The organism is Arthrobacter sp. B0427-1-12 (assembly GCF_059092905.1).
Genome location: NZ_JBNHIC010000058.1, coordinates 1 through 20,452 on the forward strand (window position 1 = coordinate 1; position 20,452 = coordinate 20,452).

Annotated in this window: 17 protein-coding genes and 2 pseudogenes; 16 read left to right on the forward strand and 3 right to left on the reverse strand. The window is 58.2% G+C overall.

Annotated elements, in window-relative coordinates:
- Positions 1-560: 560 nt before the first annotated feature.
- The 9 genes and pseudogenes from AC5RWU_RS20735 to AC5RWU_RS20775 all read left to right on the forward strand — a co-directional run bounded on the left by AC5RWU_RS20735 (position 561) and on the right by AC5RWU_RS20775 (position 9,712).
- Positions 561-902, forward strand: a complete 342-nt coding sequence (locus tag AC5RWU_RS20735) for a histone-like nucleoid-structuring protein Lsr2 (protein WP_494032823.1) — start codon at positions 561-563, stop codon at positions 900-902.
- A 780-nt stretch (positions 903-1,682) separates the two neighbouring features.
- Positions 1,683-2,516, forward strand: coding sequence for an alpha/beta fold hydrolase (locus AC5RWU_RS20740; RefSeq protein ID WP_494032824.1), 834 nt, complete (start codon positions 1,683-1,685; stop codon positions 2,514-2,516).
- 38 nt (positions 2,517-2,554) lie between these two features.
- Positions 2,555-3,328, forward strand: a complete 774-nt coding sequence (locus AC5RWU_RS20745; protein ID WP_494032825.1) for an SDR family NAD(P)-dependent oxidoreductase — start codon at positions 2,555-2,557, stop codon at positions 3,326-3,328.
- A gap of 211 nt (positions 3,329-3,539) precedes the next feature.
- A complete protein-coding gene (locus tag AC5RWU_RS20750; RefSeq protein WP_494032826.1) occupies positions 3,540-4,568 on the forward strand; it encodes a sugar ABC transporter substrate-binding protein in 1,029 nt (342 codons plus the stop codon).
- Positions 4,565-5,371 (forward strand): SDR family NAD(P)-dependent oxidoreductase, encoded by an 807-nt coding sequence (locus AC5RWU_RS20755; RefSeq protein WP_494032827.1) that lies wholly within the window; start codon positions 4,565-4,567, stop codon positions 5,369-5,371. The genes AC5RWU_RS20750 and AC5RWU_RS20755 overlap by 4 nt, the downstream gene beginning before the upstream one ends.
- A gap of 19 nt (positions 5,372-5,390) precedes the next feature.
- Positions 5,391-6,980, forward strand: a complete 1,590-nt coding sequence (locus AC5RWU_RS20760; protein ID WP_494032828.1) for a sugar ABC transporter ATP-binding protein — start codon at positions 5,391-5,393, stop codon at positions 6,978-6,980.
- Positions 6,977-8,002, forward strand: coding sequence for an ABC transporter permease (locus AC5RWU_RS20765; RefSeq protein ID WP_494032829.1), 1,026 nt, complete (start codon positions 6,977-6,979; stop codon positions 8,000-8,002). The genes AC5RWU_RS20760 and AC5RWU_RS20765 overlap by 4 nt, the downstream gene beginning before the upstream one ends.
- Positions 8,003-8,150: 148 nt before the next feature.
- A pseudogene (locus AC5RWU_RS20770) lies at positions 8,151-8,526 on the forward strand (IS1634 family transposase); the annotation flags it as partial.
- A 52-nt stretch (positions 8,527-8,578) separates the two neighbouring features.
- Entirely contained in the window at positions 8,579-9,712 is a 1,134-nt protein-coding gene (locus AC5RWU_RS20775; RefSeq protein WP_494032830.1) for an IS630 family transposase, read from the forward strand.
- A gap of 1,568 nt (positions 9,713-11,280) precedes the next feature.
- On the opposite strand, the gene AC5RWU_RS20780 is transcribed toward AC5RWU_RS20775, so the two are convergent.
- The 3 genes from AC5RWU_RS20780 to AC5RWU_RS20790 all read right to left on the reverse strand — a co-directional run bounded on the left by AC5RWU_RS20780 (position 11,281) and on the right by AC5RWU_RS20790 (position 14,897).
- Positions 11,281-12,594, reverse strand: a complete 1,314-nt coding sequence (locus AC5RWU_RS20780; RefSeq protein ID WP_494032831.1) for an MFS transporter — start codon at positions 12,592-12,594, stop codon at positions 11,281-11,283.
- A 140-nt stretch (positions 12,595-12,734) separates the two neighbouring features.
- Positions 12,735-13,787 carry an asparaginase gene (locus tag AC5RWU_RS20785; protein WP_494037183.1) on the reverse strand — a complete coding sequence of 351 codons (1,053 nt, stop codon included), beginning with the start codon at positions 13,785-13,787 and terminating at the stop codon, positions 12,735-12,737.
- A 195-nt stretch (positions 13,788-13,982) separates the two neighbouring features.
- The gene (locus AC5RWU_RS20790; RefSeq protein WP_494032833.1) at positions 13,983-14,897 is read right to left on the reverse strand and encodes a polysaccharide deacetylase family protein; all 915 of its coding nucleotides are present in this window, start codon (positions 14,895-14,897) and stop codon (positions 13,983-13,985) included.
- A gap of 449 nt (positions 14,898-15,346) precedes the next feature.
- Here AC5RWU_RS20790 and AC5RWU_RS20795 point away from each other — a divergent pair, with 449 nt between their 5' ends.
- From AC5RWU_RS20795 to AC5RWU_RS20825, 7 genes and pseudogenes are all read left to right on the forward strand, one after another.
- On the forward strand, positions 15,347-16,369 hold the full coding sequence (locus tag AC5RWU_RS20795; RefSeq protein ID WP_494037185.1) for a LacI family DNA-binding transcriptional regulator: 1,023 nt from the start codon (positions 15,347-15,349) through the stop codon (positions 16,367-16,369).
- Between the two features lie 395 nt (positions 16,370-16,764).
- Positions 16,765-17,052, forward strand: a complete 288-nt coding sequence (locus tag AC5RWU_RS20800) for a hypothetical protein (RefSeq protein WP_494032835.1) — start codon at positions 16,765-16,767, stop codon at positions 17,050-17,052.
- Positions 17,045-18,040: a CobW family GTP-binding protein gene (locus tag AC5RWU_RS20805; RefSeq protein ID WP_494032836.1), complete on the forward strand. Its 996-nt coding sequence runs from the start codon at positions 17,045-17,047 to the stop codon at positions 18,038-18,040. Before AC5RWU_RS20800 ends, AC5RWU_RS20805 begins: the two co-directional genes overlap by 8 nt.
- Positions 18,041-18,151: 111 nt before the next feature.
- Positions 18,152-18,394, forward strand: a complete 243-nt coding sequence (locus tag AC5RWU_RS20810; RefSeq protein WP_494037184.1) for a hypothetical protein — start codon at positions 18,152-18,154, stop codon at positions 18,392-18,394.
- Positions 18,395-18,803: 409 nt separating this feature from the next.
- A pseudogene (locus tag AC5RWU_RS20815) lies at positions 18,804-19,021 on the forward strand (recombinase family protein); the annotation flags it as partial.
- 218 nt (positions 19,022-19,239) lie between these two features.
- Positions 19,240-19,383 (forward strand): hypothetical protein, encoded by a 144-nt coding sequence (locus AC5RWU_RS20820; RefSeq protein WP_494032838.1) that lies wholly within the window; start codon positions 19,240-19,242, stop codon positions 19,381-19,383.
- A gap of 355 nt (positions 19,384-19,738) precedes the next feature.
- Positions 19,739-20,080 (forward strand): histone-like nucleoid-structuring protein Lsr2, encoded by a 342-nt coding sequence (locus AC5RWU_RS20825; RefSeq protein WP_494032839.1) that lies wholly within the window; start codon positions 19,739-19,741, stop codon positions 20,078-20,080.
- Positions 20,081-20,452: the final 372 nt, after the last annotated feature.

The following is a 20,452-nucleotide window of genomic DNA, read 5'->3' on the forward strand; positions in this document are numbered from 1 at the left end:
TGCCGATCCGCCGGTTGCCCCAGCGGCCATCCTCACAGTAGGTTTCGATATCGCCTTTAGCCATGCGCTGCAGCCTTTCCCGTTGGTGCCCTGAGGACGGCACGCATTCAGCGTACCGGCCCCAATCCGCAACGGATCGGACGCATCGACGCATAGTGCAATGGAGGGCCGGCATCCGGTCCTGTAGTCGGTGTTCACATCCCGCCATCCCGATTTCGCACGAGCCGCATCTTTCATATGCGCCGTTATCGGGCATTTGGATCTGGCTTCAAAGGTAGAGGTAGAAGATTTGGACGGTTTATGGCTATCGGGGGGGGCCGCCCAGGTGCTCCCGGGATATCCCTGCACAGCCCGCGGCGAGTGGTCATTTTGATTCCGGGATGCACGGCGGGATCGTGTCAAACGTACACCGGCGGACACCGATAAATACCCCGCTGCCGACGCTTTCCTGAACTGGCCTTGGTAGTCGCTTTGTGGCCGTTCTGTGCTTTCAAAAGCGCTGCCGGGATACATAATGTCTATCTAGGGAACTTATCGCGGTTATTGAGGAGTCACTTCGCATGGCACAAAAAGTAGAAATCGTCCTGGTTTCCGATATGGACGGGGGACCGGCGGACGAAATGGTGCATTTCGCCATTGACGGCACGAACTATGAAATCGACCTGTCCACAGATGACGCTGTTGCACTGCGTGAGACCTTCAAGCAGTATGTGAAAGCCGGCCGCAAGGTCCCTTCAGTCGCGTCAACCCGGGCCAAGGCCCGGCCCGGGGCAACGGCCGGATCCGGCCGTAAAGACACCCGGAAAATCCGTGAATGGGCCAGGGAAAACGGTTTTGACGTTTCCGGGCGGGGCCGGATATCCTCCGAAGTCGCTGAGGCATATCAAAAGGCTGTTGCCTGATCCCCAGCGGGAACGTTGAGGCTATTCAGGTCAGATATCTCATTTAGGGCAAACAGCTGGGAGGGGAATGCGCGCATTCCCCTCCCGGCTTTAATGCGCCGTTATCGGCGGTGCGTGTAGCAGGGGCAGCCCGGGGATTTCACGCGGTCCGTTCGATGGACAGGCAGGCGCTTACAGGAGTGCTGTGCCGGCCCGGCTTCTGCACTGTTCGATATCGGATCTTCGCCAGGAAAGGGGTCGTTATCGGATTCGGCGGCGCCTCAGTCGGGCCGTACGGCGGTGAGGCAGAAAGGGTGCCCGAGGGGGTCCAGCAGTACGCGCCATTAGTCGGGGGCAGGCTGGTGTTCTGCGGGCGTGGCTCCCAGAGCTACCGCGGCTTCGCTTGCTGAGTCCAGTTCCTCCACGGCGCTGACGCCCTTCACTGCAAACGTTCGCCTAGGTGAATTGCAATCCTTTGCGTTAGTCCTAGCTGGCGCGTCTAGCCGCGCAAATACAGGGATTGCGAAAAAAACCTTGACTAAGGAGAGGCACCCAACTAGGCTCGCTGCAAACGAGTGCGTGAGGTAACTCACAATCGATTGGGGGAGACGGTCGAGAGCATACTCGCTGCACTGTGACATTGGAAATGTGGGCGACTTTGAGAAACGTGATCTTGACTTCCAGCATTGGCGTCCCCTCAAGAATTCATGACCAGATGCACTGATCGATACGAAGTAACTGGACTGCGCTCCGTAATCCTGCTCCACAAATGATGGAAATTCTGAATCCCGGGAGGGCAATATGGAAAATTTCGCAATGATTAATGGCGCCAAGCATTGGTACCGTGTTACCGGCGATGGCGAGCCGGTTTTGCAGATCCATGGTTGTGGTTTTGGTCATTTTAATTTTGATGCTGCTACGCCCATCCTGTCGCGTGAATTCAAATGCATCGATTACGACATGCGAGGATATGGAAAGAGTGACCGGCCGGAGCAACACTATGACCATGAAGTATGGGCAGATGATGCGGCCGCTTTGCTGGATGAGTTGGGAATTGAGAAGGCCCACGTTCACGGCACATCGATGGGCGGGATGGTTGCTCAGGTTTTTGCGGCTAAATACCCCGAGAAAGTTCAGTCCGTTGTCATCAACTGTTCGGCAGCAAAACTTGGCCGCTATGGGAAACTCTTGTTCACTAACTGGCATGAGATCGGACTCAAACTCGGTCCAGATAGCCGTCTTCTCGCGGAACTTATCACGTGGCAAGCTCTCTCAAAGTCATACCTGGAGAGCGAAGCGGCGGAAGGCGTAATCGACACAATTCATCAGATTTTGACGGAGAGCAATTCGGTCTATCCATTTACCGCGGCTGTCCAGAGCATTATTGATATGGATCTTCGCCCCTGGGCGGCGAAGATCACGTCTCCTGCACTGATTCTTGGGGGAGACGAAGATCCAATGACCCCGTGGGACCAGGGGCCAGACGGTGCAGGCCAACAGTGGCTCGTAGACAATATTCAGACAGCTGAGAAGTATGTTATTGCAGGTGCGAGCCATTCTACGATCTTTGACTCGACGGACGAGCATTGCCGAGTTGTGAGCGAGTTCTTTAAGCGCAATTCCCTCGCCAGTTGATTTCGCCAAGCAGTCCAAGAGAGTAGATCGGATACATAATGTCTTTAGAAAATAAGACCGCTGTGGTCACAGGTGCAGCCGGAGGAATAGGCCAAGCGACCGCGATCAAACTCGCCGAAGCAGGCGCTAACCTGGTGCTGCTGGATCTAAGTGAGGGCTCGTGTGACGAGACCGTCGACAAGATTCAGAGATCGGGAAATGGTAAACATTTATCTAAAGCGGTAGATGTATCAGATTTTGACGGAGTCTCCCAAGTTTTTCAGGAGATCGAACGCGAAGTCGGGGCGGTAGAGCTGCTTGTCACGCCTGCTGCGGTACTTACCGAAAATGTGACAGCTGAGGATGCCACTCCCGAGGATGCCGAGCGCGCATGGCGTGTAAATGTTAATGGCACCTTCTTTTGCTGCCAGGCTGCTGCTAAGCAGATGATTCCTCGTCGGTACGGTCGCATCGTTACCCTTGCGTCGCAGGCCGCCTTGTTGTCCTTGCCGTCTCAGTCGGTTTACACGGCGACCAAAGGAGCGATTGCTGGCCTGACGAGAAGCATGGCGATCGATTGGGCAAAGCACGGAATTAGGGTGAATTCTGTCGCACCGACGTTTACCGCTACACCGATGACAAAGAGCATGCTTGAGGACCCTGAGATCTCACGCACTGTTCTTCAGCGCATCCCACTCGGACGCGTGGCGGAGCCGTCGGACATCGCTGATGTCATTCATTTCTTGCTATCCGATCAGTCGGCAATGGTCACCGGACACGTCCTGCCCATCGATGGCGGTTGGACTGCAGGCGAAGCAAACCTAGCTCTCTGAGCAGAAGACGCTCTCTGAGCAGAAGACAGTTATAGGGGGACAAAGAATGAGTATCAAGCACTTTGCCGTAGCAGCTAACCGCAAGCGACTGGCAGCAGCGGCTCTCGCTGCCGCTTGCGTCGTTTCAGTCGCGGGCTGCAGCACTGGTTCCGGGTCGGCAGCTGCGCCACCCCTAGCCTCGGAGGATCAATCGCCAGGCGTCCAGGAAGCCATGACGAAGGTAGACGATGCTCTATCTGTTCCTGAATTCCGACTTCAAGATGCCCCCAAGGTTGAAGTGGCTGGTCTAGCAGGCAAACGGGTAATGGTGGTGCCCCTCTCGAGCGAAAACGCATACGCCATGGACATCGCCCGAAACATGGAAAAACTGGCTGAAGAATATGGGATGGAATACACCGAACATGCCAATCAGGGCCAGCCAAACCAGTGGGCATCCGGTATCGAACAAGCCATCAACGCCAAAATGGACGCGATTGTTCTCCTCGCGGGAGCAGACCCTAGGCTCGTAATCCCCCAGTTAACTCGAGCAAAAGAAGCCGGCATTCCTGTCATCGTCGCACATCTTTATCAGAACGGCGAAACTCCCCCCGATGCCGTCAAGGATCTAATTGCGGGTTATACAACAGCACCCTTTAATGAGGCTGCGCGGCTACTGGCTGATTACACTATTGCGAAAGGCGGCAGCAACGCAAAGGTCCTGTATATAACATCCGACGATGTTGGCCCTGCCCCTGCCCAAAAAGACTCATTCTTGGATGAAATGTCTGCGTTGTGCCAAGACTGCAGCGTAGATACTATCAACGTTCCAGCATCAGAATGGGCCAATAAGCTTACGTCAGAAACTCAATCATACCTGGTCTCCAATCCAGACACAGAGTGGATTGTTCCCATTTATGACAGCATGACACCTAATGTTGTTGCCGCGATAAATCAAACCGGAAAAGCGCAGCAAACACAGGTTGTTACTTATAACGGAACACCGTCCATACTGAAAATGATCCAGGACGGTTCTCCGGTCGTAGCTGATATAGGAGAGAGCGTAGATTGGCTCGCCCATTCCGCGATCGACTCAACATTTAGAGTACTGACCACCGGTGAAGGTTTACCCGGAGGAGATGACCGGATGCCTCTGCGAATTTTTGATACTGGAAATGTCGACGAAGCAGGACAACCGCCGAGTGCCGAAAAAGGCTACGGTGACAACTACGTGACTGGTTACAGAGAGTTGTGGGTGAAATGACACTGGAATACGCAAGGCAGCCTCGGCTTGCTGAAAAAAATGCGATCGTAACGGGCGCTGCGTCCGGAATTGGACGGGAAACGGCTATCCGATATGCCCAAGAGGGCGCCGCTGTGCTCGCTGCGGATCTAAGTGAAGCGGGATTGCTGAGCCTGGAATCGGAGATTAAGGCGTTCGGCGGGGTGTGTTATACACAGGTGACTGATGTAACCAACGCATCCTCAATTTCATCCCTCTTCGAATTCGCGGACCGGGTGTTCAATGAACTGAACATCGTGGTCAACAACGCCGGTATCACCATCACCGGAGCGGTCTCCGAACTCGCTGAAGAGGACTGGGACCGTGAGATGAACATCAATGTCAAGAGCATCTATCTAATGTCCAAGGCCGCTTGGCCCAGGCTGGTGGCTTCGAAGGATGCCGCTATAGTCAACACCGCATCGATTGCTGGCACTTGGGCGATCCCATCCGACGCTGCCTACTGTGCTTCCAAAGCAGCTGTAGTTATGTTGACGAAGTGCATGGCACTAGACGGGGCAAAGGATGGGATTCGCGTCAACTGTGTATCGCCTGGGTTCATTGAGACACCAATGATTCGCGGGTTCTTCGCTGACCAGGAAGACGAACTCATGGCTCGGAAATCAGCAACCGGAATGCATCCCCTTGGACGGCTCGGTTCTCCTAGAGATATAGCTGATGCATTTGTGTATCTGGCATCCGGTGACGCGCAATGGGTAACGGCCTCGACAATGACAGTTGATGGAGGCCTTACTGCCGGCCTCTGGAATCCCTCTCCGGCATAAGGCGAAGTGAGGACGTCTCATGAACGACGGCTCTACGACGACAGAGTTACCTGTCTTAGACCTAAAGAACCTATCGAAAACATTCGCGGGCGTTACTGTTCTCCGATCTGTGGATATAAAGATTCTCCCTGGAGAAATTCATGGATTGCTGGGTGAAAATGGATCTGGCAAGTCAACTTTGATTAAAACATTGGCCGGTGTCCATGTACCCGACACCGGAGCCGAGCTCCGCGTCAACGGTCACGAGGTGAAGTTTCCTCTTCAGCCGGGTCAATTCCGCGAACTGGGCATTAGTTTCGTGCATCAAGATCTTGGACTAATTTCCGAACTGACCGTTCTCGAGAATATGCTAGTGGGTGATATTGCTCGTTCGAGTGGAGCAAGGGTAATTTCATGGAAGCGTGAGAGCCAAAAGCTTGTCGCGCTTATGAACAAGTATGGAGTCGATGTCGACCCCTCGAGTTTAGTGAAAGACCTTGAGCCAACAGAGCGGGCGCTCTTAGCAATTATCCGTGCAGTGGAAGAATTGAGGTCAAATAGTGGTAACCGCGGGCATGGCCTTCTAATTCTTGACGAACCGACCGTTTTTCTGCCGCAGTCCGGCGTTCAGCGCCTGTTCACGCTCATAAAGGACATGGTTCGAGAGCACGCGAGTGTAATTTTTGTTTCTCATGACATTGATGAGGTCATGGAGCATACAGATCGTGCCACGGTTCTGCGAAATGGAGCCGTTGCCGGATCCATCACGACAGCCGCATCTACTGCTGATCAAGTCGTCTCGCTCATCATAGGCCGGGAGCTCGACAGCCAGGTTCACAACAGGGGACAGAGAACTTCTGAGGCATCGGTGCTGCGTGTCGAAGGCATGCAAAGTGCACAGATTCTTGACTTTGATCTCAACCTTCGAGCTGGAGAAGTCGTAGGCCTCACAGGCTTGATGGGCTCTGGATATGAGCTGCCGCTCTATGCGCTTTTCGGCCATATAAAAGCAAAGAGAGGACTGCTTTATTTGGGCGACGAAGAGTATCGACTGAATAAAATGACCCCAGGACAAGCAATTGAGCTTGGCATGGCCCTTATACCAGCGGACCGCAAAACAGATGGTTCCGTAGGCTCGTTGTCTGTTTTTGAAAACCTGATGCTTCTGAGCCTGGACAACTTCACACGAAACGGATGGCTTCGTCGATCTGCGATGATGCAGGACGCCCGCACACTAATCAAAGACTATGACGTACGGCCCCCAAACCTAGAAATAGACTATGAAGCACTTAGCGGTGGAAATCAGCAGAAAATTGTAATGGCAAAGTGGCTGGAAAATAGTCCCAGGATCATCCTCCTGGATGAACCTACTCAGGGCGTGGACATCGGTGCGAGAGAGCAAATTCTGGGGAGGTTGTTGGAGCGGGCCAAATCGGACGGCATTGGGATAGTTTGCGCCAGTTCTGATTACGATCAATTAGCTCGGCTCTGCGACCGAGTCCTTGTAATCGAATCCGGAAGCATTGTAGTGGAACTCCCCGGACCTGAGTTATCTAAAGATAATATTGCCCGTGCTGTCCTGGATAAGAACAGAAGAACTACTTATCAAGCTGAAGCGAGAGTGTCATGACGATCCAAAGCCAAGACAAGGCAGTTGAGACACCTTTGCCGGTACCTAAGAAGATACCGGCCTTTAAGGATGGCTCGCGAAGAGTCCTGCATCGGTATGCGCTGGTGCTAGCATGGATTGCCGTCATTCTTCTATTCAGTGTGCTCAATCCTGATGTCTTTCCTACAGGGTCGAACTGGCAGACGATGCTTGGCTCCCAATCGGTATTGCTAATTTTGGCCCTCGCATTGGTTATTCCACTTACGGTCGGCGATTTCGACCTGTCCGTAGCGGGAGTCCTGGCAATGTCTTCTATGTTAACCGCATTACTCAATGTGAGTTATGAATGGCCGATTCTGGCCGCTGTGGCGGTATCAGTTATTGCCAGCGCGCTTGTCGGAGTCCTCAACGGCTTTCTCGTTGTTCGGCTAGACCTGGACTCATTTGTGGTTACGTTGGGTACCTCCACTCTACTAATCGGTATCGTCCAATGGCTCAGCGGCTCCAATACAATCACAGGTGTCGCAACCGAATTGATGAACTTTGTTACCATAAATCGATTCTTAGGCGTCTCACTATCCTTTTGGTACGGCGTGCTCCTAACACTCGCGATCTGGTTCATTTTCTCTCGCACGGCGTTGGGACAACGCCTTCTATTCGTGGGTAGGGGCCGCAGCGTGGCCAGACTGAGCGGACTTCCTGTCGAAAAAATTCGCTATGGGTCGTTTATCGCCTCATCGACGATCTCGGGATTTGCGGGGATTATCTATGTTGGCACTCTCGGGGGCGCCGACCCTTCATCTGGATTTGATTTTATGCTGCCAGCCTTTGCCGCCGCCTTTCTGGGGGCAACTGCAGTAACACCGGGACGATTTAATGCCTTCGGCACTTTTATCGCTGTATATTTCCTGGTAACAGGAATCACCGGCCTGCAGCAGTTGGGCGTTCAGAGTTTTGTACAGCAACTGTTTTACGGCGCAGCACTCGTTATTGCCGTGGCTCTCGCTCGACTGGCTCGCAGGGATAAATCGCGAAATCAGTGACGCTAGTCAACTGGTCGCCGCGAGAACTGTTCTTCTAATCCGAAATTACGTGGTCTTCCTGCCCGGATTCACTGGGTTTCCGGGCAGGAAGTCTTTTCTTGGCCTGATTGTGTAGGCAGAAAACATTGGCCTGAGTCGTGGACTTGCATGGCAGGACATCACCCTCGGGAGGACCTCGGCGTTGCCGGGGCCGTGACGGACGAGGTCTATGCCGCGATGGACTGGCTCGCTGCTCGACAGGAGGGCATCGAAGAGAAGCTCGCGACCCGGCACCTGAACGAAGAGGCCAACCCTGACCGGTTCGCTTTGTTCGACCTGTCCTTGTCCTGGGTCACTGGCCTGTGCTGCGAACTGGCAGCCAGCGCCTACTCCCGGGACGGGAGGAAGGCCTGCCGCAGATCGAGTACGAGCTGCTGGCCGACCCGGGCGGCCGGCCTGTTTCGGTCCGCGTGGTGGCCGGCAACGCCGCCGCCCCGAAGGCGTTCGAGGAGCTCGCCAAGGACTTCAAGACCCGCTACAGGCTAGTGCTTTGACCGTAAAGGTTGACCGGTTTGGGGATCGTGCCACTCGGGTGGCATGGCCGAACGTGTGAGAGTACGCCGGCTGTCGCCGGCGGAGGGGCAGCGACTGCAGCGGATCGTGCGCCGAGGGGAGTCGAAAGAGGGCGGCAACGTCATCCGGTGGCGGCGTGCGGTGATGATCCTGGCCTCGGCGGGCGGGAATTCGGTGCCGGTCATTGCCCGGCTGGTGGCCGCCGACGAGGATACCGTCCGGGAGGTGATCCACCGGTTCAACGAGGTCGGGCTGGACTGCCTGGACCCTGAGTGGGCGGGTGGCCGTCCCCGCCTGCTCAGTTCCGGCGACGAGGAGTTCATCGCCGCGACGGCCCTGACCCGGCCCGGTGCCCTGGGGCTGCCCTTCACCCGCTGGTCGCTGCGCAAGCTGACCTGCTACCTGGCCGCCTGTCAGCGTCCGGTGCGGATCGGGCGGGAGGCGCTGCGTTCTGTGCTGCACCGGCATCGGATCAGTTTCCAGCGCACCGCCACCTGGAAGGACTCCCCGGATCCGGAGTACGAGGCAAAGCTTGAAGTCATCGAAGAGGTGACCGGCCAGTGCCCGGATCGGGTGTTCGCCTTCGACGAGTTCGGGCCGCTGGGCATCCGGCCCACGGCCGGGGCGGGATGGGCAGCGGAAGGGAAGCCGCAGCGACTGCCGGCGAACTACCACCGCACCGCCGGAGTGACCTACTTCCACGGCTGCTACTCGGTCGGATCGGACACCATTTGGGGCATCAACCACCGGCGCAAGGGCACCGAGCACACGCTCACGGCGCTCAAGAGCATCCGGACGGCGGTCCCGGACGAACAACCGGTCTTTGTGGTCCTGGATAACCTTTCAGCCCACAAGGCTCCGGCGATCCTGCGCTGGACGGTCGCACATGCCGTGCGGCTGTGCTTCACTCCGACCTACGCTTCCTGGGCCAACCCCATCGAGGCGCACTTCGGGGTGCTGCGCCAGTTCACCCTGGCCAACTCCATCCATCCCAACCATGTCGTGCAGACCCGGTGCCTGCATGACTACCTGCGCTGGCGCAACGCCAACGCCCGCCACCCCGACGTACTGGAAGCCCGGCGCCGTGAACGAGCACGCATCCGCAGCGAAAAAGGCCACCGATGGGGACGCCATGATGCCACCCCGGCAGCAGCATGAAACACCGCCAACCTATCCGGTCACCGCACTAGATCAGATGGTGATGGCCGGGACCGGGGCACGATAACCTCCGCCCGGATCGAACAGCTCAGGGAACTCGGCGGACTCGGCTGGGTCACTGTGCTGCGTGCCCCGACGATCAGGGCCGAGGCCGCCTTGAACGGGATCTACGTCATCCGCACCTCGGTCCCGGAAGAGAAATTGGATGCACCCAAGGTGGTCGCCCATACAAATCCCTGACCAAGGTCGAACGTGACTTCCGCAATCTGAAGGCCACCGACCTTCGGTTACGCCCGATCCACCAATGGACCGAAACCCGGGTGAAGGCCCACATGTTCATTTGCATGCTCGCCTCCTACCTGGTCTAGCATCTGCGCCGGGCCTGGGCGCCGCTGACCCTTCACCGACGATAACCGCCCCGAGACCGAGAACTCCGTCGCCCCCGGCCAACGCTCCGCCCCCGCGGTAGCCAAGGCCTCCACCCGCACCACCGCCGGAGGGGAAGAAGCCCACAGCTTCGGCTCGCTGCTGGCCCATCTGGCCACCCTGATCCGCAACGACATTCGCTACGGCACGCTCCCGGCCGCTCCGACCCTGAGCCTGCCGACCCGCTCCAGCGCCGTGCCTTCGAGCTCGTCGGCCAGCCCGTCCCGCTCACCCTGAGGTAGACAGAAGGAAGGACCTGCCAAACAGCGAAATCCCCGCGATTGCGGGGATTTCTGTCAGCGCCAGTGGAAAACTGACCCCGTAGCGCCGATTGAATATTTCGCATGCCAGCATCAATGTAACTTTGGACTAATGTCTCAGCATCGCTTCTTCAGCGGGGTAACCGCCGATGCTCACTGATATGACGTCAAAGGGATCCATTTCCGCTGCTGCCGTTGACTGGCTTTGTGCCTATGCTGTCGGGACCAGGCCACAGATTTTTTTCGATCTGTTTCCAGATGGGGCGGTCACCCAGGGACCCTTTGAAGATATTTTCACTTCGTTCGATGATGCGCCCGGCTTTCAGACGCAGCCGTACTTCGGCCTGCCATGCTTCCGGGAAAGCTGCTTTGAGAGCGACGCTGGTGTAGCAGCGAACCTTGGACCATCCATTCGCGCAGTTCTGCGGCGACGACGGAAGCATTGTCAAAGGCCTGGACGGTCGCGTGGCCTGTACGAAGCGTACAAGTTGCGGTCCCGGCCCGTCCGCCGGGCGATCCCGCTGATCGTCATGCCTTGTCGTCTCAACGCGTGGATGTCCACGTTTTCCTTTGTGCCAACATGAAGGAGCGGGCCTTTCTCGATAGCCGGTGTGTGGTCAGAGACCACCAGCTTCGGGGAAGGCCCGCCCCCGTTAAGGGACTGACACGAAGTGGGGAATTTCAGCGAGCAAAAGTGGGGAATGGCCGTTGACCAGCACCGTCAGCCATGGGCTTTCCCGTCAACGGTTGATCTCCCATCTGGTCCAGATTCTCCCGGTACCGCTGCCTTTGACCGGGCGGCCTTGTGACTGTCATACAAAAGACAGGAAAAGCAGGGCTGGTGGAGGCCGGATGAGGCCTCCACCAGCCCTCGGTCTTTGGCTAGTCCGCGCGGATCTCCCGCGGATTGACGTTGCGGGCGAACATGATGAGGATGGCCGCCAGGAAGATGGGCAGGCATCCCCAGATCAGTGCGGCTTCGATCCAGGTTTGGCCTGCGGAGAGGGCAGCGGTTACCAGTACGCCGCCGATGATGGCCCCGATCTGGCCGGCAGCATTGATGATTGATCCTCCCGTTGCCCGGGTATGCACGGGGAAGCTTTCCCCGTTGAAGAACAGGAGTGCTGCGAACGGGCCGATGAGGAAGAACAGGCCGGCGCTGTAGCAGGCAATAATCAGGCCCACGGAGTCGGAGGGCGACAGCAGCATGCCGGTGAATGAAAGGGCAGACATGAGCCAGCCGAGGGCGATGGTGTTGCGTCGGCCGATTTTGTCGCCGAGCCATCCGTGGAAGAGGTAGCCGGTGAAGGCTGTGGCGTTGGAGATGATCAGGATTCCCAGCGCATTGCCGAAGTCGATGCCTTTGCCTGTGTCTGAGGTCAGGATGGACGTCCCCAGAATGGCGAAGCACAGGACACCCATCCAGCTGAGCAGGAACGCGGTTCCGATGACGAGCGTTGCTCGACGGGATTCGCCCTTGAACGCGGAGACCAGCGGAGCGTGCTGGTCTTTCAGGTCCACTCCGGCGGCCTCGGCGAGGGCGTGTGCTTCCTCGGTTCGACCCTCTGCCAGCAGCCGCTGGGCGTTGCGGCGGTTGACGAACTGAGGGCTTTCTTTCAGGTACCGGCCCGCGAAGCCGATGAAGAGGGCAGGGAATGCTGCCACGATGAAGCACAGTGCCCAGCCTCCGATTGGGAAGAGCAGGTAGACCGACACGGCAGCGATGACCGAGCCGATGGGCCATCCTGACTGGACCAGGGAGTAAACCAGACCGCGGCGGCGTGCCTTGGCAGGGTCGGTGTAGGTGTGGGCGAACATCTCGTTCAGATAGGTGGCGTTGAGTGCCTGTTCTGCATAGCCTAAGCCGGCAATGGACCGGATGAGGACCAGCAGGACGATGCCTAGGCCGGCCACGATGCCGATGACCCAGCCGACTACTGCGGTGAGCAGTGACGCTACGGCGGCGCCCATTACTGCGAGGATGATGCCTCTCCGGCGGCCGATATTGTCGACGATGGGGCCGATGCCGAAGGCCACTAGTGCGGTCCCGACCGTTACCCAGGTGTTGACCGTGGTGGACTGGGCCTCGGTCCAGCCCATGTCTGCGGCCAAGACAGGGAGCAGGTTGCCGAACAACACGAAGTCGTAGACCGCGAAGGTCCAGGCAAAGAAGCAGATCCATGTGGCGATGTTCACATCACGTGGAGTTACCTGCCGTACTTCAGTTGATAGTTTTGATGCAGCACCCATTGCTACATCTCCTTCCAAGCCAAATGTTTGGCGCTGTGGGCGCCGGATTAGTGAGCGAACGTCTACTTTGACGTTCACTTGAGAAGTCAGTCGGTGGACTCGAGGAAACGCTCACGGATCTGCTCAGGTGTTGCATTGGCAGCAATGAGCAGGGTCAGAAGCAGCCGAGCTTTGGTGCCGTCCAGGAGACCTGCGCTGATAAGGCCCTTTGCCAGCAGGTCTTTTTCTGACCCTGGGAAGCCATAGGTGCTCTCGTAGAGTTCGCCCGCGCCGGTGCGGGAGGAGAATACTACGGGCAGCTGGTTGGCTGCAGCCGACAGTGCGGTCATCATGCTGGCCGGCACATGACCGCCGCCGAATGAGTCGAGGATGATCCCGTCGTAACCGCTTTGAACGGCGGCTTCCACGATGCCGGGGTCCGTGCCGAGGGCAGTGCTGATCAGGGCCACCCGTGGAAGCTTGCGTGAGGAGTCCTGCGGCATCCGGACACAGGAGGTTCTGCGTCGCGGAATCAATGGGATTCGTACCCGTCCCTCGTTGACCCAGCCGATGGGACCGGCGTTGGGCGAGTGGAATGCAGCTGTGCTGGAGCTGTGCATTTTGCGTACGAACCGGGCCAGGTGGATCTCGTCGTTGAAGACAACCAGTGGGCCCAGTCCAGCGGATCTATCGGAAACGGCGACTTGGAGCGCTGCCAGAAGGTTTGCAGGACCGTCGGCGCCTGGCAGGCCCGGGTTCCTCATGGCCCCCGTGAGCACGACCGGAATATCTGTGGTCAGCAGCAGGTCCAGCAGGAAGGAGGTCTCTTCCAGGGTGTCGGTGCCTTGGGTGATGACAATGCCTTCGGCACCGTTTGCGTGCTTCTTGTCGATGAGGTCGGCCAGTTCCAGGATGTCTTCAATGGTCAGGTCCCCTGATGGGTACTGGCGGAAAGAACAGGCCGATATTTCAGCCAGTTCATGTACCTGCGGGATTAATTGGAAGAGCTGATCCGCCGAAAGTTTGGGAACAGCATCCTGGCCGCCGCCATTGGGAACAGAGGCGATTGTTCCGCCCAAGGTAATGACGGCAATGTTGGGAAGAGTGTCGGACAAAGCTGGTTTTCCTTTGAATTGGTTCGGAACGCGCCTTCGAGACATCCAAATGTCGGTCCAGGATCTGGCGGCCGCGAGGATGGAGGGCTCCTGTGCGCCCGAGGCGTGGCTTGCCGCAGGTCAATGGACCAGTCCGCAAACCACGCCCCGGGTTTCACACGGCAGGGGCCTTCCGGGATGTTCGGTTCGGCATCCCTTAGAGCCTTTCTGCAGCAGATGTCAGCTGCTTGGCTCTGGCAGTTAGGGCATTTCCCGGTCAAACGGATAACGACGGTTGGACTCGAAGGGGAACCGCGCGCGGAAGTCTTCGGCAATGTTCTCGAAGGTGTCGAAGGATACGCCGGGGTGCCGCTGGATGTGCTCGATCAGGCGTTCGAGCATCATCAGGACCTGGGGACGTCCGGATACGTCAGGGTGGATGGTGATCGGGAAGATGGCGTAGTCGTACTCCCGGTAGACCCAGTCGAACTGGTCCTGCCACATCTGACCGATATCGTGCGGGCTGACGAAGCCGTGGCTGTTCGGGCTGCCCTTGATGAACATCATCGGAGGCAGGTCGTCGATGTACCAGTTGAAGTTGATCTCCACCAGGTCGATCTCCTCGCCGCGCTCCAGCGGCTTCATCCAGTGTTCGGCAGGCTTGGCAAGGTCGATCTTCGTCCAGGAGTCTCCAGTGCGGGCGTAGAACGGCTGGAAGTCATGGAAGGCCTGACTGTGGTCGTACCGGAAGCCGTTCTTCAGGAGCAGATCCGCCGTCACCGGGGACAGCTCGCACCACGGTGCGATATACCCCTGCGGGGCCTTGCCCGAGAACTTCTCGATCAGTTCGATGCTCTTGTTGAGGACGTCTTCCTCCTGCTGCGGGCTCATCAAAATGGGGTTCTCGTGGGAGTAACCGTGAGCTGCCAGCTCGTGCCCTGCCTCGACGATCTGCTCAATGCGGTGCGGGAACGTCTCAATCGAATGTCCGGGCGAGAAGAAAGTTGTTTTCAGATCGTATTTCTTGAACAAGTTCAGAAGGCGAGGAACCCCGACCTCTCCGGCAAACATGCCGCGCTGGATGTCAGCGGGGGAATCCTCGCCTCCGTAGGAGCCGAGCCAGCCGGCAACTGCGTCGATGTCCGTACCGAAGCAAACCTTGATGTCTTTTGCCATTTTTCTTTTTTCTCCTTGGCCTATCAGTTGCGCGAGCTTTTCCGGAGCCCCGAGCAGACGTCTGTCTGTACGCGCGTTTGTCGCACCACGTCTGTTTGGGCCTTCTCGCCCGCCTCGTCACTGCGCCGAAACGACTGCAGTCGTACGAATGCAGGAAATCAGAATGCGGACCCCACACTCCTCTGTGACTTGAGCCACGCATTCGATTGCATTGAGCCTAAGGTCCAATCCCACAGGACGTCAAGGCTTTTAAATATCCTTGGAGATTCAGGCAAGTTTGAATGGAATGAGCTATTCTGTGAAGTCCGCAAAGGATTGCGTACTTTCTGCCAAGCTTGGTCGGGCTAAGGGGACCGGCGGGGTATGACGGGGGTTTCCCGAGTCGACTATCCTCGAATCAGCACGCGACTGTAGAGAGAAAAGAGCTGGATCCCGTGGCGCCAAAATCCATGACCCTGGCGGAAATCGCCAAACGGGCAGGGGTGCATGTCTCGACTGTTTCGCGCGCTCTCAGCCCGAACTCCCCCGGCGTGGGCGCAGAGACCGCAGCCCGTATCCGGGCCCTGGCGGACGAAATAGGCTATCAGCCTGATCCGGCTGCCGCGGCCCTTCGGACCGGGCGCAGCGCAGTTTTGGGCGTCCTGGTTCCGCGGCTTACCGACTACGTCTTGGCGCGCATCTATGAAGGCATCGATGACACAGCCCATGACTCCTGTTTCAGTACTTTCGTCTCAAACACCAACGATGATCCCGAACTTCGCAAGGAAAAGCTGGAGGAGCTTCTCGGACGGCGGGTGGAAGGGATTGTGCTCGGAGATGCCCGCCTGGACGGCGACGAACTGGTGGCCATCCTGGCACGTCGGCGAATACCGTATGTCCTTGTCAACCGCAGGCTGCGGGGGCATCCGTCAGTCACCACGGACGACATTCTGGGCGGCAGCCTGGCGGCCGACCACCTGCTGGAATTAGGCCATAAACGGGTCGGCATCATTGCCGGTCCCAGCTACGCCAGCACATGCGTCGAACGCACCCACGGCTTTGTCCAAAAATACCTGGCCGCCGGCATCGGCGTCCCTGATGAACTGATTCTGGATTCAGGGGCGGATACATCGGCCGGATACGAGGCGGGGGCTGAACTGATGCGAAGGGAACCCGGGCTGACCGCGATTTTCGCGATCAATGATGAGGCGGCCATAGGAGCCATGGGGGCCATTCGGGATCAGGGCAAGGTTCCAGGCCGGGACGTTGCGGTGATCGGCTACAACGACATCCCCCTGGCAGCCCATCTGCCGGTTCCCCTTACTTCAGTAGCCTCACCCATGTTTGAAATGGGGCAGCAGGGCACTGCCCTGCTGCTCGACCTGTTAGCAGGAAAGACCGGGCAGTCGAAGCAGCTTGCCCCGAAACTGATTGCGCGCGCCTCAACCACCGGTGATCCGGTCATTCTGCCTACCTTTGGCCTTCCAGCATGAGAATGGAACGATGGGCGCGGGGCCGAGCGTCGGCCGTGGATACTATCTCCACGCAATCGTTTGTGCATTGGCTCATCAATTGCGACCCGGGGGCTAGACCGCGCCACTCTTGACATCATGTGAGGCGAGTCACTACAGTTCAGTGAGCAAACGCAAACGATTGGTAGCCGGTTCTCCTGTGCTGCCGGCCCGGGACTCGGCGATGGCAGGGGGTCCCTATGGATCAGGGGGGGCGCCGGGCGTCGGGGTGGATGCGATTTCCGGATGGGCTCCGAGGGCGGAGGGGACTTGCCATGACGACTGCATCGAGGGCAGTCGTCTTTTATCCGTTCGAACCATCCAATATTTGAAGGGAGCCAACAGTGTGCGGAGTCTGCGGTGCTCCTCCGGCCAACATGGACTGGTACAGCGCCGGTGTGGAGAATTCAGCGTCGGGGCGTCTTCGTGCCCGGATGCAGCTGGCCGCGGCGGCCAACGGCGTCCTTCGTCATGTCGGTCTCAAGGTCAGCTACTACCCGGGCGCATCGACGCTTTCCCTGCATTCGCCAACGGGTGCGACCGTCCCAGTCCAGCAATTTTCGGACATCTGGCCGACAGCAGACAAGCTGACAGGGCAGGGTCTTGACCCGCTGGATCCCGATACCATCACCAGACAAGGCAATCGAAGCGGGCACAATGATTGACGTCACTATAGTCGGCGGATTTCTCGGGGCGGGAAAGACGACCTGGCTGTCGCAGACGTTGAAAAACCAGAGCACTGACCCTGGCACAACCGCCGTCGTGGTCAATGACTTTGCGTCCGAAGGCGTCGATGACTTGCTCCTCAGGCATCCGTGGAAAGACGGCGGCGAAGTCAGTATCAGTGCCGTGATCGGCGGTTGCATATGCTGCGATAAAAGGGATGAGCTTGTGGCCTGCCTGATCGCCTTGGTTGCTTCCCGCCACAAACCTGGCCACCGCGGAATCGAACAGGTTTTCATTGAGACCTCAGGGGTCGCGAATCCCGAGTCCATCATCGATGTGATTACCGCCCACCCCGTTCTTAAGGCAAACCTTCAGCTAAACGAGCTGATTGTCGTCGTGGACAGTCTTAACGGTGCTGCGCAGCTGCGTCATCAGAGCCTCGCGCGCTCCCAGGCATCGGCCGCCGACAGAATTGTCATCAGCAAGGCCGACCTGGCCGATGATGCCAGTCTTGCAGTGTTGGCAGGCCTGACAACCCGTCTCAATCCCCGCGCCAAACTCACCCGCGCCGCTGGCGGCATAGAATCCGAACTGCCGGCGATGCCTGATAATCCCGCCGGGCTTCAGGCTGACCGGATCGAGTGGCAAAGTGGAGAAGATTTCGAACCGGATGCATGGGTAGTCAAGCTGTCACCTAGTACCTCCTGGGCGGAATACTCGCTATGGCTCGACGCTGCAACACGTGCCCGGCCGCATCAGTTCCTGCGTTCCAAGGGCATTATTCAAACACCAAACGGTCCCATCGTTCTTCAGTCCGTGGGCCAGGTCATTGCCCAGCCTCGACCTGCTCCTGAGGACCTGGACGCTGACGAGTCCGGCTGCACGACAATGGTGTTCGTCACCCAAGGGATTGAAGCGGGAGCCCTCGATAAATCCCTGGCGGCCTTTGTCCCCAGTGCCCAGTCCAAGGAACCGAGGCAAGACTAGCCATTAAAGGACCGTTCCCGGATCCGGCAACCGACTTGGCGGCACGTCTGCTTCGATGACAGCGAACCGGTGGACGCTTTCCTGCGGCCACGAACCTGGAACCGCTGGGCCATGCCGTGCCTGCCGGCCAGCCTCACCCCGGCCTACCTGACCGAGACCGGGTTCTACGACTTCGAGGTAAAACCGGACGGGATCCACTGCATCAGCGGCAACGGCAACCCCGAGACCGCCCCCGTCATCACCATCAGGGGCGTGAAGTGCTACGACTTCAGCACCCAGGGACTCTGCTGGAACACCGCACCACAGCACACGGACGACGCCCCACATGTTCAGGCCGCAGCACCGCCCGCATAACCCCGGGTTTGTTTCACCCCACCGGCGCGGGGTGGAACAATCAAAGGATCCCTGCCGACGGCAGACTACACACCGCGGTCCTGCCCGGAAGCATCCGCACAAGCAGGAAACCCCCATGAAAACAGCAGCCGGGGACGGTGCAGCGGGGGAGCGGGACCATCTGGCGTAAGCAACCGCAGACCCAGCGGCGGGAGTTCACACCCGGGCTGAACTGTCATTTTCAGAAGCCGACTGCACACCGTCAGGCGAAATGACGGGCTTCGTGCAGGGGACTGTTGAAATTGGATTGTCAGGAGTCCTGTGCACGATCGGTCTTCTTGCTTAGAAGTCGTGTGCACAACGCTGCACGTTCTCAGGAGTCGGCTGCACGAATCTACACCAAGTCCACGGGAGGCGGTGTCAGTTGGGGATCCGGAACCGCACACGCGAAGGAATGAAGGTCGCAAAGTCCAAGGCGCGGCTCCGTGGCAAACAGCCGAAACTCACAGTCAAGCAAGAAGCTCACCTCAACAAGCTCCACGCCTCGGACGAGTACAGCACGCGGGAGCTGGCCGAGCTGTTCTCTGTAGGCAGGTCACCGTCTACCGCGCCATCCGACGCGCAGAGCCAAAACTCTCCGGCTCCTAATTCGCTTGTGCAGTCGGCTTCTGAAATTCCGTGCAGTCAGCTTCTGAAACTGACAACAGGACCTAGAAGAAGCTTAAGAACTGCTCTCCGGGGATCCCGCCCCGGATTGCCCCGGGCCTCCCTGTCCCCATCCTGACTGCCCCCGCTCTGCGGCCGCGTGGCGTACATGACCGCGGCACCGTACCGGAGCGCACCGGTCTCCGGCATAAGATCACCGTGTGGTGAAGGTAATCGGCGTCATCCGGCCGAAGGAAACACAGGAAATCGAAGTCGAAGCCAACAGCTACACGGAAGGACGCGAAGCACTCCTGGCCCGGATCCCCGAAGGCTGGGAACTGCTCTCCGCCCTGCCCGTCCGGTAACCGCCGGAGTGCAGCCAAGGACTGGAAGCGCTCGGGCATGTCCAGCGGCTGCCCAGCCAGCATGGCGGCCCTGCACAGGTGCGGGTCCTGGCGTTGGAAACACCTCAAAGGTGCCAGTGATTACGGCACCGGCATGGTCAGGAGATTCCCCCGACTCCCGGATCGGCCATTGCCTCACTCATTTACCCCCTCCAGGATGCTGCCGTAGGCGCTGTTATCGGCGTAACTGCCTATCGGCCACGTATTGATTTCCCGGCCGTCCGATTGATGCCTTTAGGTGTTTTCCCAAATTCCATCAGTGCGCTTACTGTTTATGCGGGGAAAATTGTTCGCACTGATTGAGGAGTCATGTCTTATGGCACAGCAGGTAAAGATTGTTCTGGTTTCCGATCTGGACGGCGGGCCGGCCGACGAAACGGTGCAATTCGGTCTTGACGGCACCGGCTATGAAATCGACCTGTCCACCGATGACGCTGCAGCACTGCGCGAGGCCTTCAAACAGTATGTGAAAGCCGGACGCAAGGTTCCTGCGGCCGCATCCGGGCGGGGTAAAGCCCGGCCCGCGACGGCGTCCGGCAGCAAGCGCGAGGACACCCGGAGAATCCGTGAATGGGCGAAAGGAAACGGCTACACAGTTTCCGAACGGGGGCGGATCTCCGCCGAAATCGCTGAGGCTTACCAAAAGGCCGTTGCCTGATCCCAAGTATGGACGGCCGTTCGTCACGGTTTCTCTTTTGCGCAGAGAAAAGCGCGGAGCCGGGAAACGTGAGTACATACCCGGCTCCGCCCTTTTAATGGAAAACCCTGCTGCTGCGTCATATGCGCCGTTATCGGCGCGAGGCGTCGGTATTCCGACCTGCGGGCCGGGATGCCTCAGCGGGGTCCTCTACTCAATTACTCATATGAGTAGATGAGTAAAGTGCTGAAAGAGGGCTTACTACCGAACGTATGCGCTGTTATCGGCCTGTATGGATTTATGATCCGGCCGTACGGCAGTTGACGGGGGTGCCGCAGCGGCGCCGGTCCGCTAGGTTGGAAGTGGACGCCCGCGGATCAGGTTCCCGACGGT

What these genes read in the sequence shown, in the direction of transcription:
- AC5RWU_RS20735 (WP_494032823.1), top strand. Translation starts at nt 561, where the DNA reads ATGGCACAAAAAGTAGAAATCGTCCTGGTTTCCGATATGGACGGGGGA.
- AC5RWU_RS20740 (WP_494032824.1), top strand. Translation starts at nt 1,683, where the DNA reads ATGGAAAATTTCGCAATGATTAATGGCGCCAAGCATTGGTACCGTGTT.
- AC5RWU_RS20745 (WP_494032825.1), top strand. Translation starts at nt 2,555, where the DNA reads ATGTCTTTAGAAAATAAGACCGCTGTGGTCACAGGTGCAGCCGGAGGA.
- AC5RWU_RS20750 (WP_494032826.1), top strand. Translation starts at nt 3,540, where the DNA reads ATGACGAAGGTAGACGATGCTCTATCTGTTCCTGAATTCCGACTTCAA.
- AC5RWU_RS20755 (WP_494032827.1), top strand. Translation starts at nt 4,565, where the DNA reads ATGACACTGGAATACGCAAGGCAGCCTCGGCTTGCTGAAAAAAATGCG.
- AC5RWU_RS20760 (WP_494032828.1), top strand. Translation starts at nt 5,391, where the DNA reads ATGAACGACGGCTCTACGACGACAGAGTTACCTGTCTTAGACCTAAAG.
- AC5RWU_RS20765 (WP_494032829.1), top strand. Translation starts at nt 6,977, where the DNA reads ATGACGATCCAAAGCCAAGACAAGGCAGTTGAGACACCTTTGCCGGTA.
- AC5RWU_RS20775 (WP_494032830.1), top strand. Translation starts at nt 8,579, where the DNA reads ATGGCCGAACGTGTGAGAGTACGCCGGCTGTCGCCGGCGGAGGGGCAG.
- AC5RWU_RS20785 (WP_494037183.1), bottom strand. Translation starts at nt 13,787, where the DNA reads ATGTCTCGAAGGCGCGTTCCGAACCAATTCAAAGGAAAACCAGCTTTG.
- AC5RWU_RS20790 (WP_494032833.1), bottom strand. Translation starts at nt 14,897, where the DNA reads ATGGCAAAAGACATCAAGGTTTGCTTCGGTACGGACATCGACGCAGTT.
- AC5RWU_RS20795 (WP_494037185.1), top strand. Translation starts at nt 15,347, where the DNA reads ATGACCCTGGCGGAAATCGCCAAACGGGCAGGGGTGCATGTCTCGACT.
- AC5RWU_RS20800 (WP_494032835.1), top strand. Translation starts at nt 16,765, where the DNA reads ATGGACTGGTACAGCGCCGGTGTGGAGAATTCAGCGTCGGGGCGTCTT.
- AC5RWU_RS20805 (WP_494032836.1), top strand. Translation starts at nt 17,045, where the DNA reads ATGATTGACGTCACTATAGTCGGCGGATTTCTCGGGGCGGGAAAGACG.
- AC5RWU_RS20810 (WP_494037184.1), top strand. Translation starts at nt 18,152, where the DNA reads ATGCCGTGCCTGCCGGCCAGCCTCACCCCGGCCTACCTGACCGAGACC.
- AC5RWU_RS20825 (WP_494032839.1), top strand. Translation starts at nt 19,739, where the DNA reads ATGGCACAGCAGGTAAAGATTGTTCTGGTTTCCGATCTGGACGGCGGG.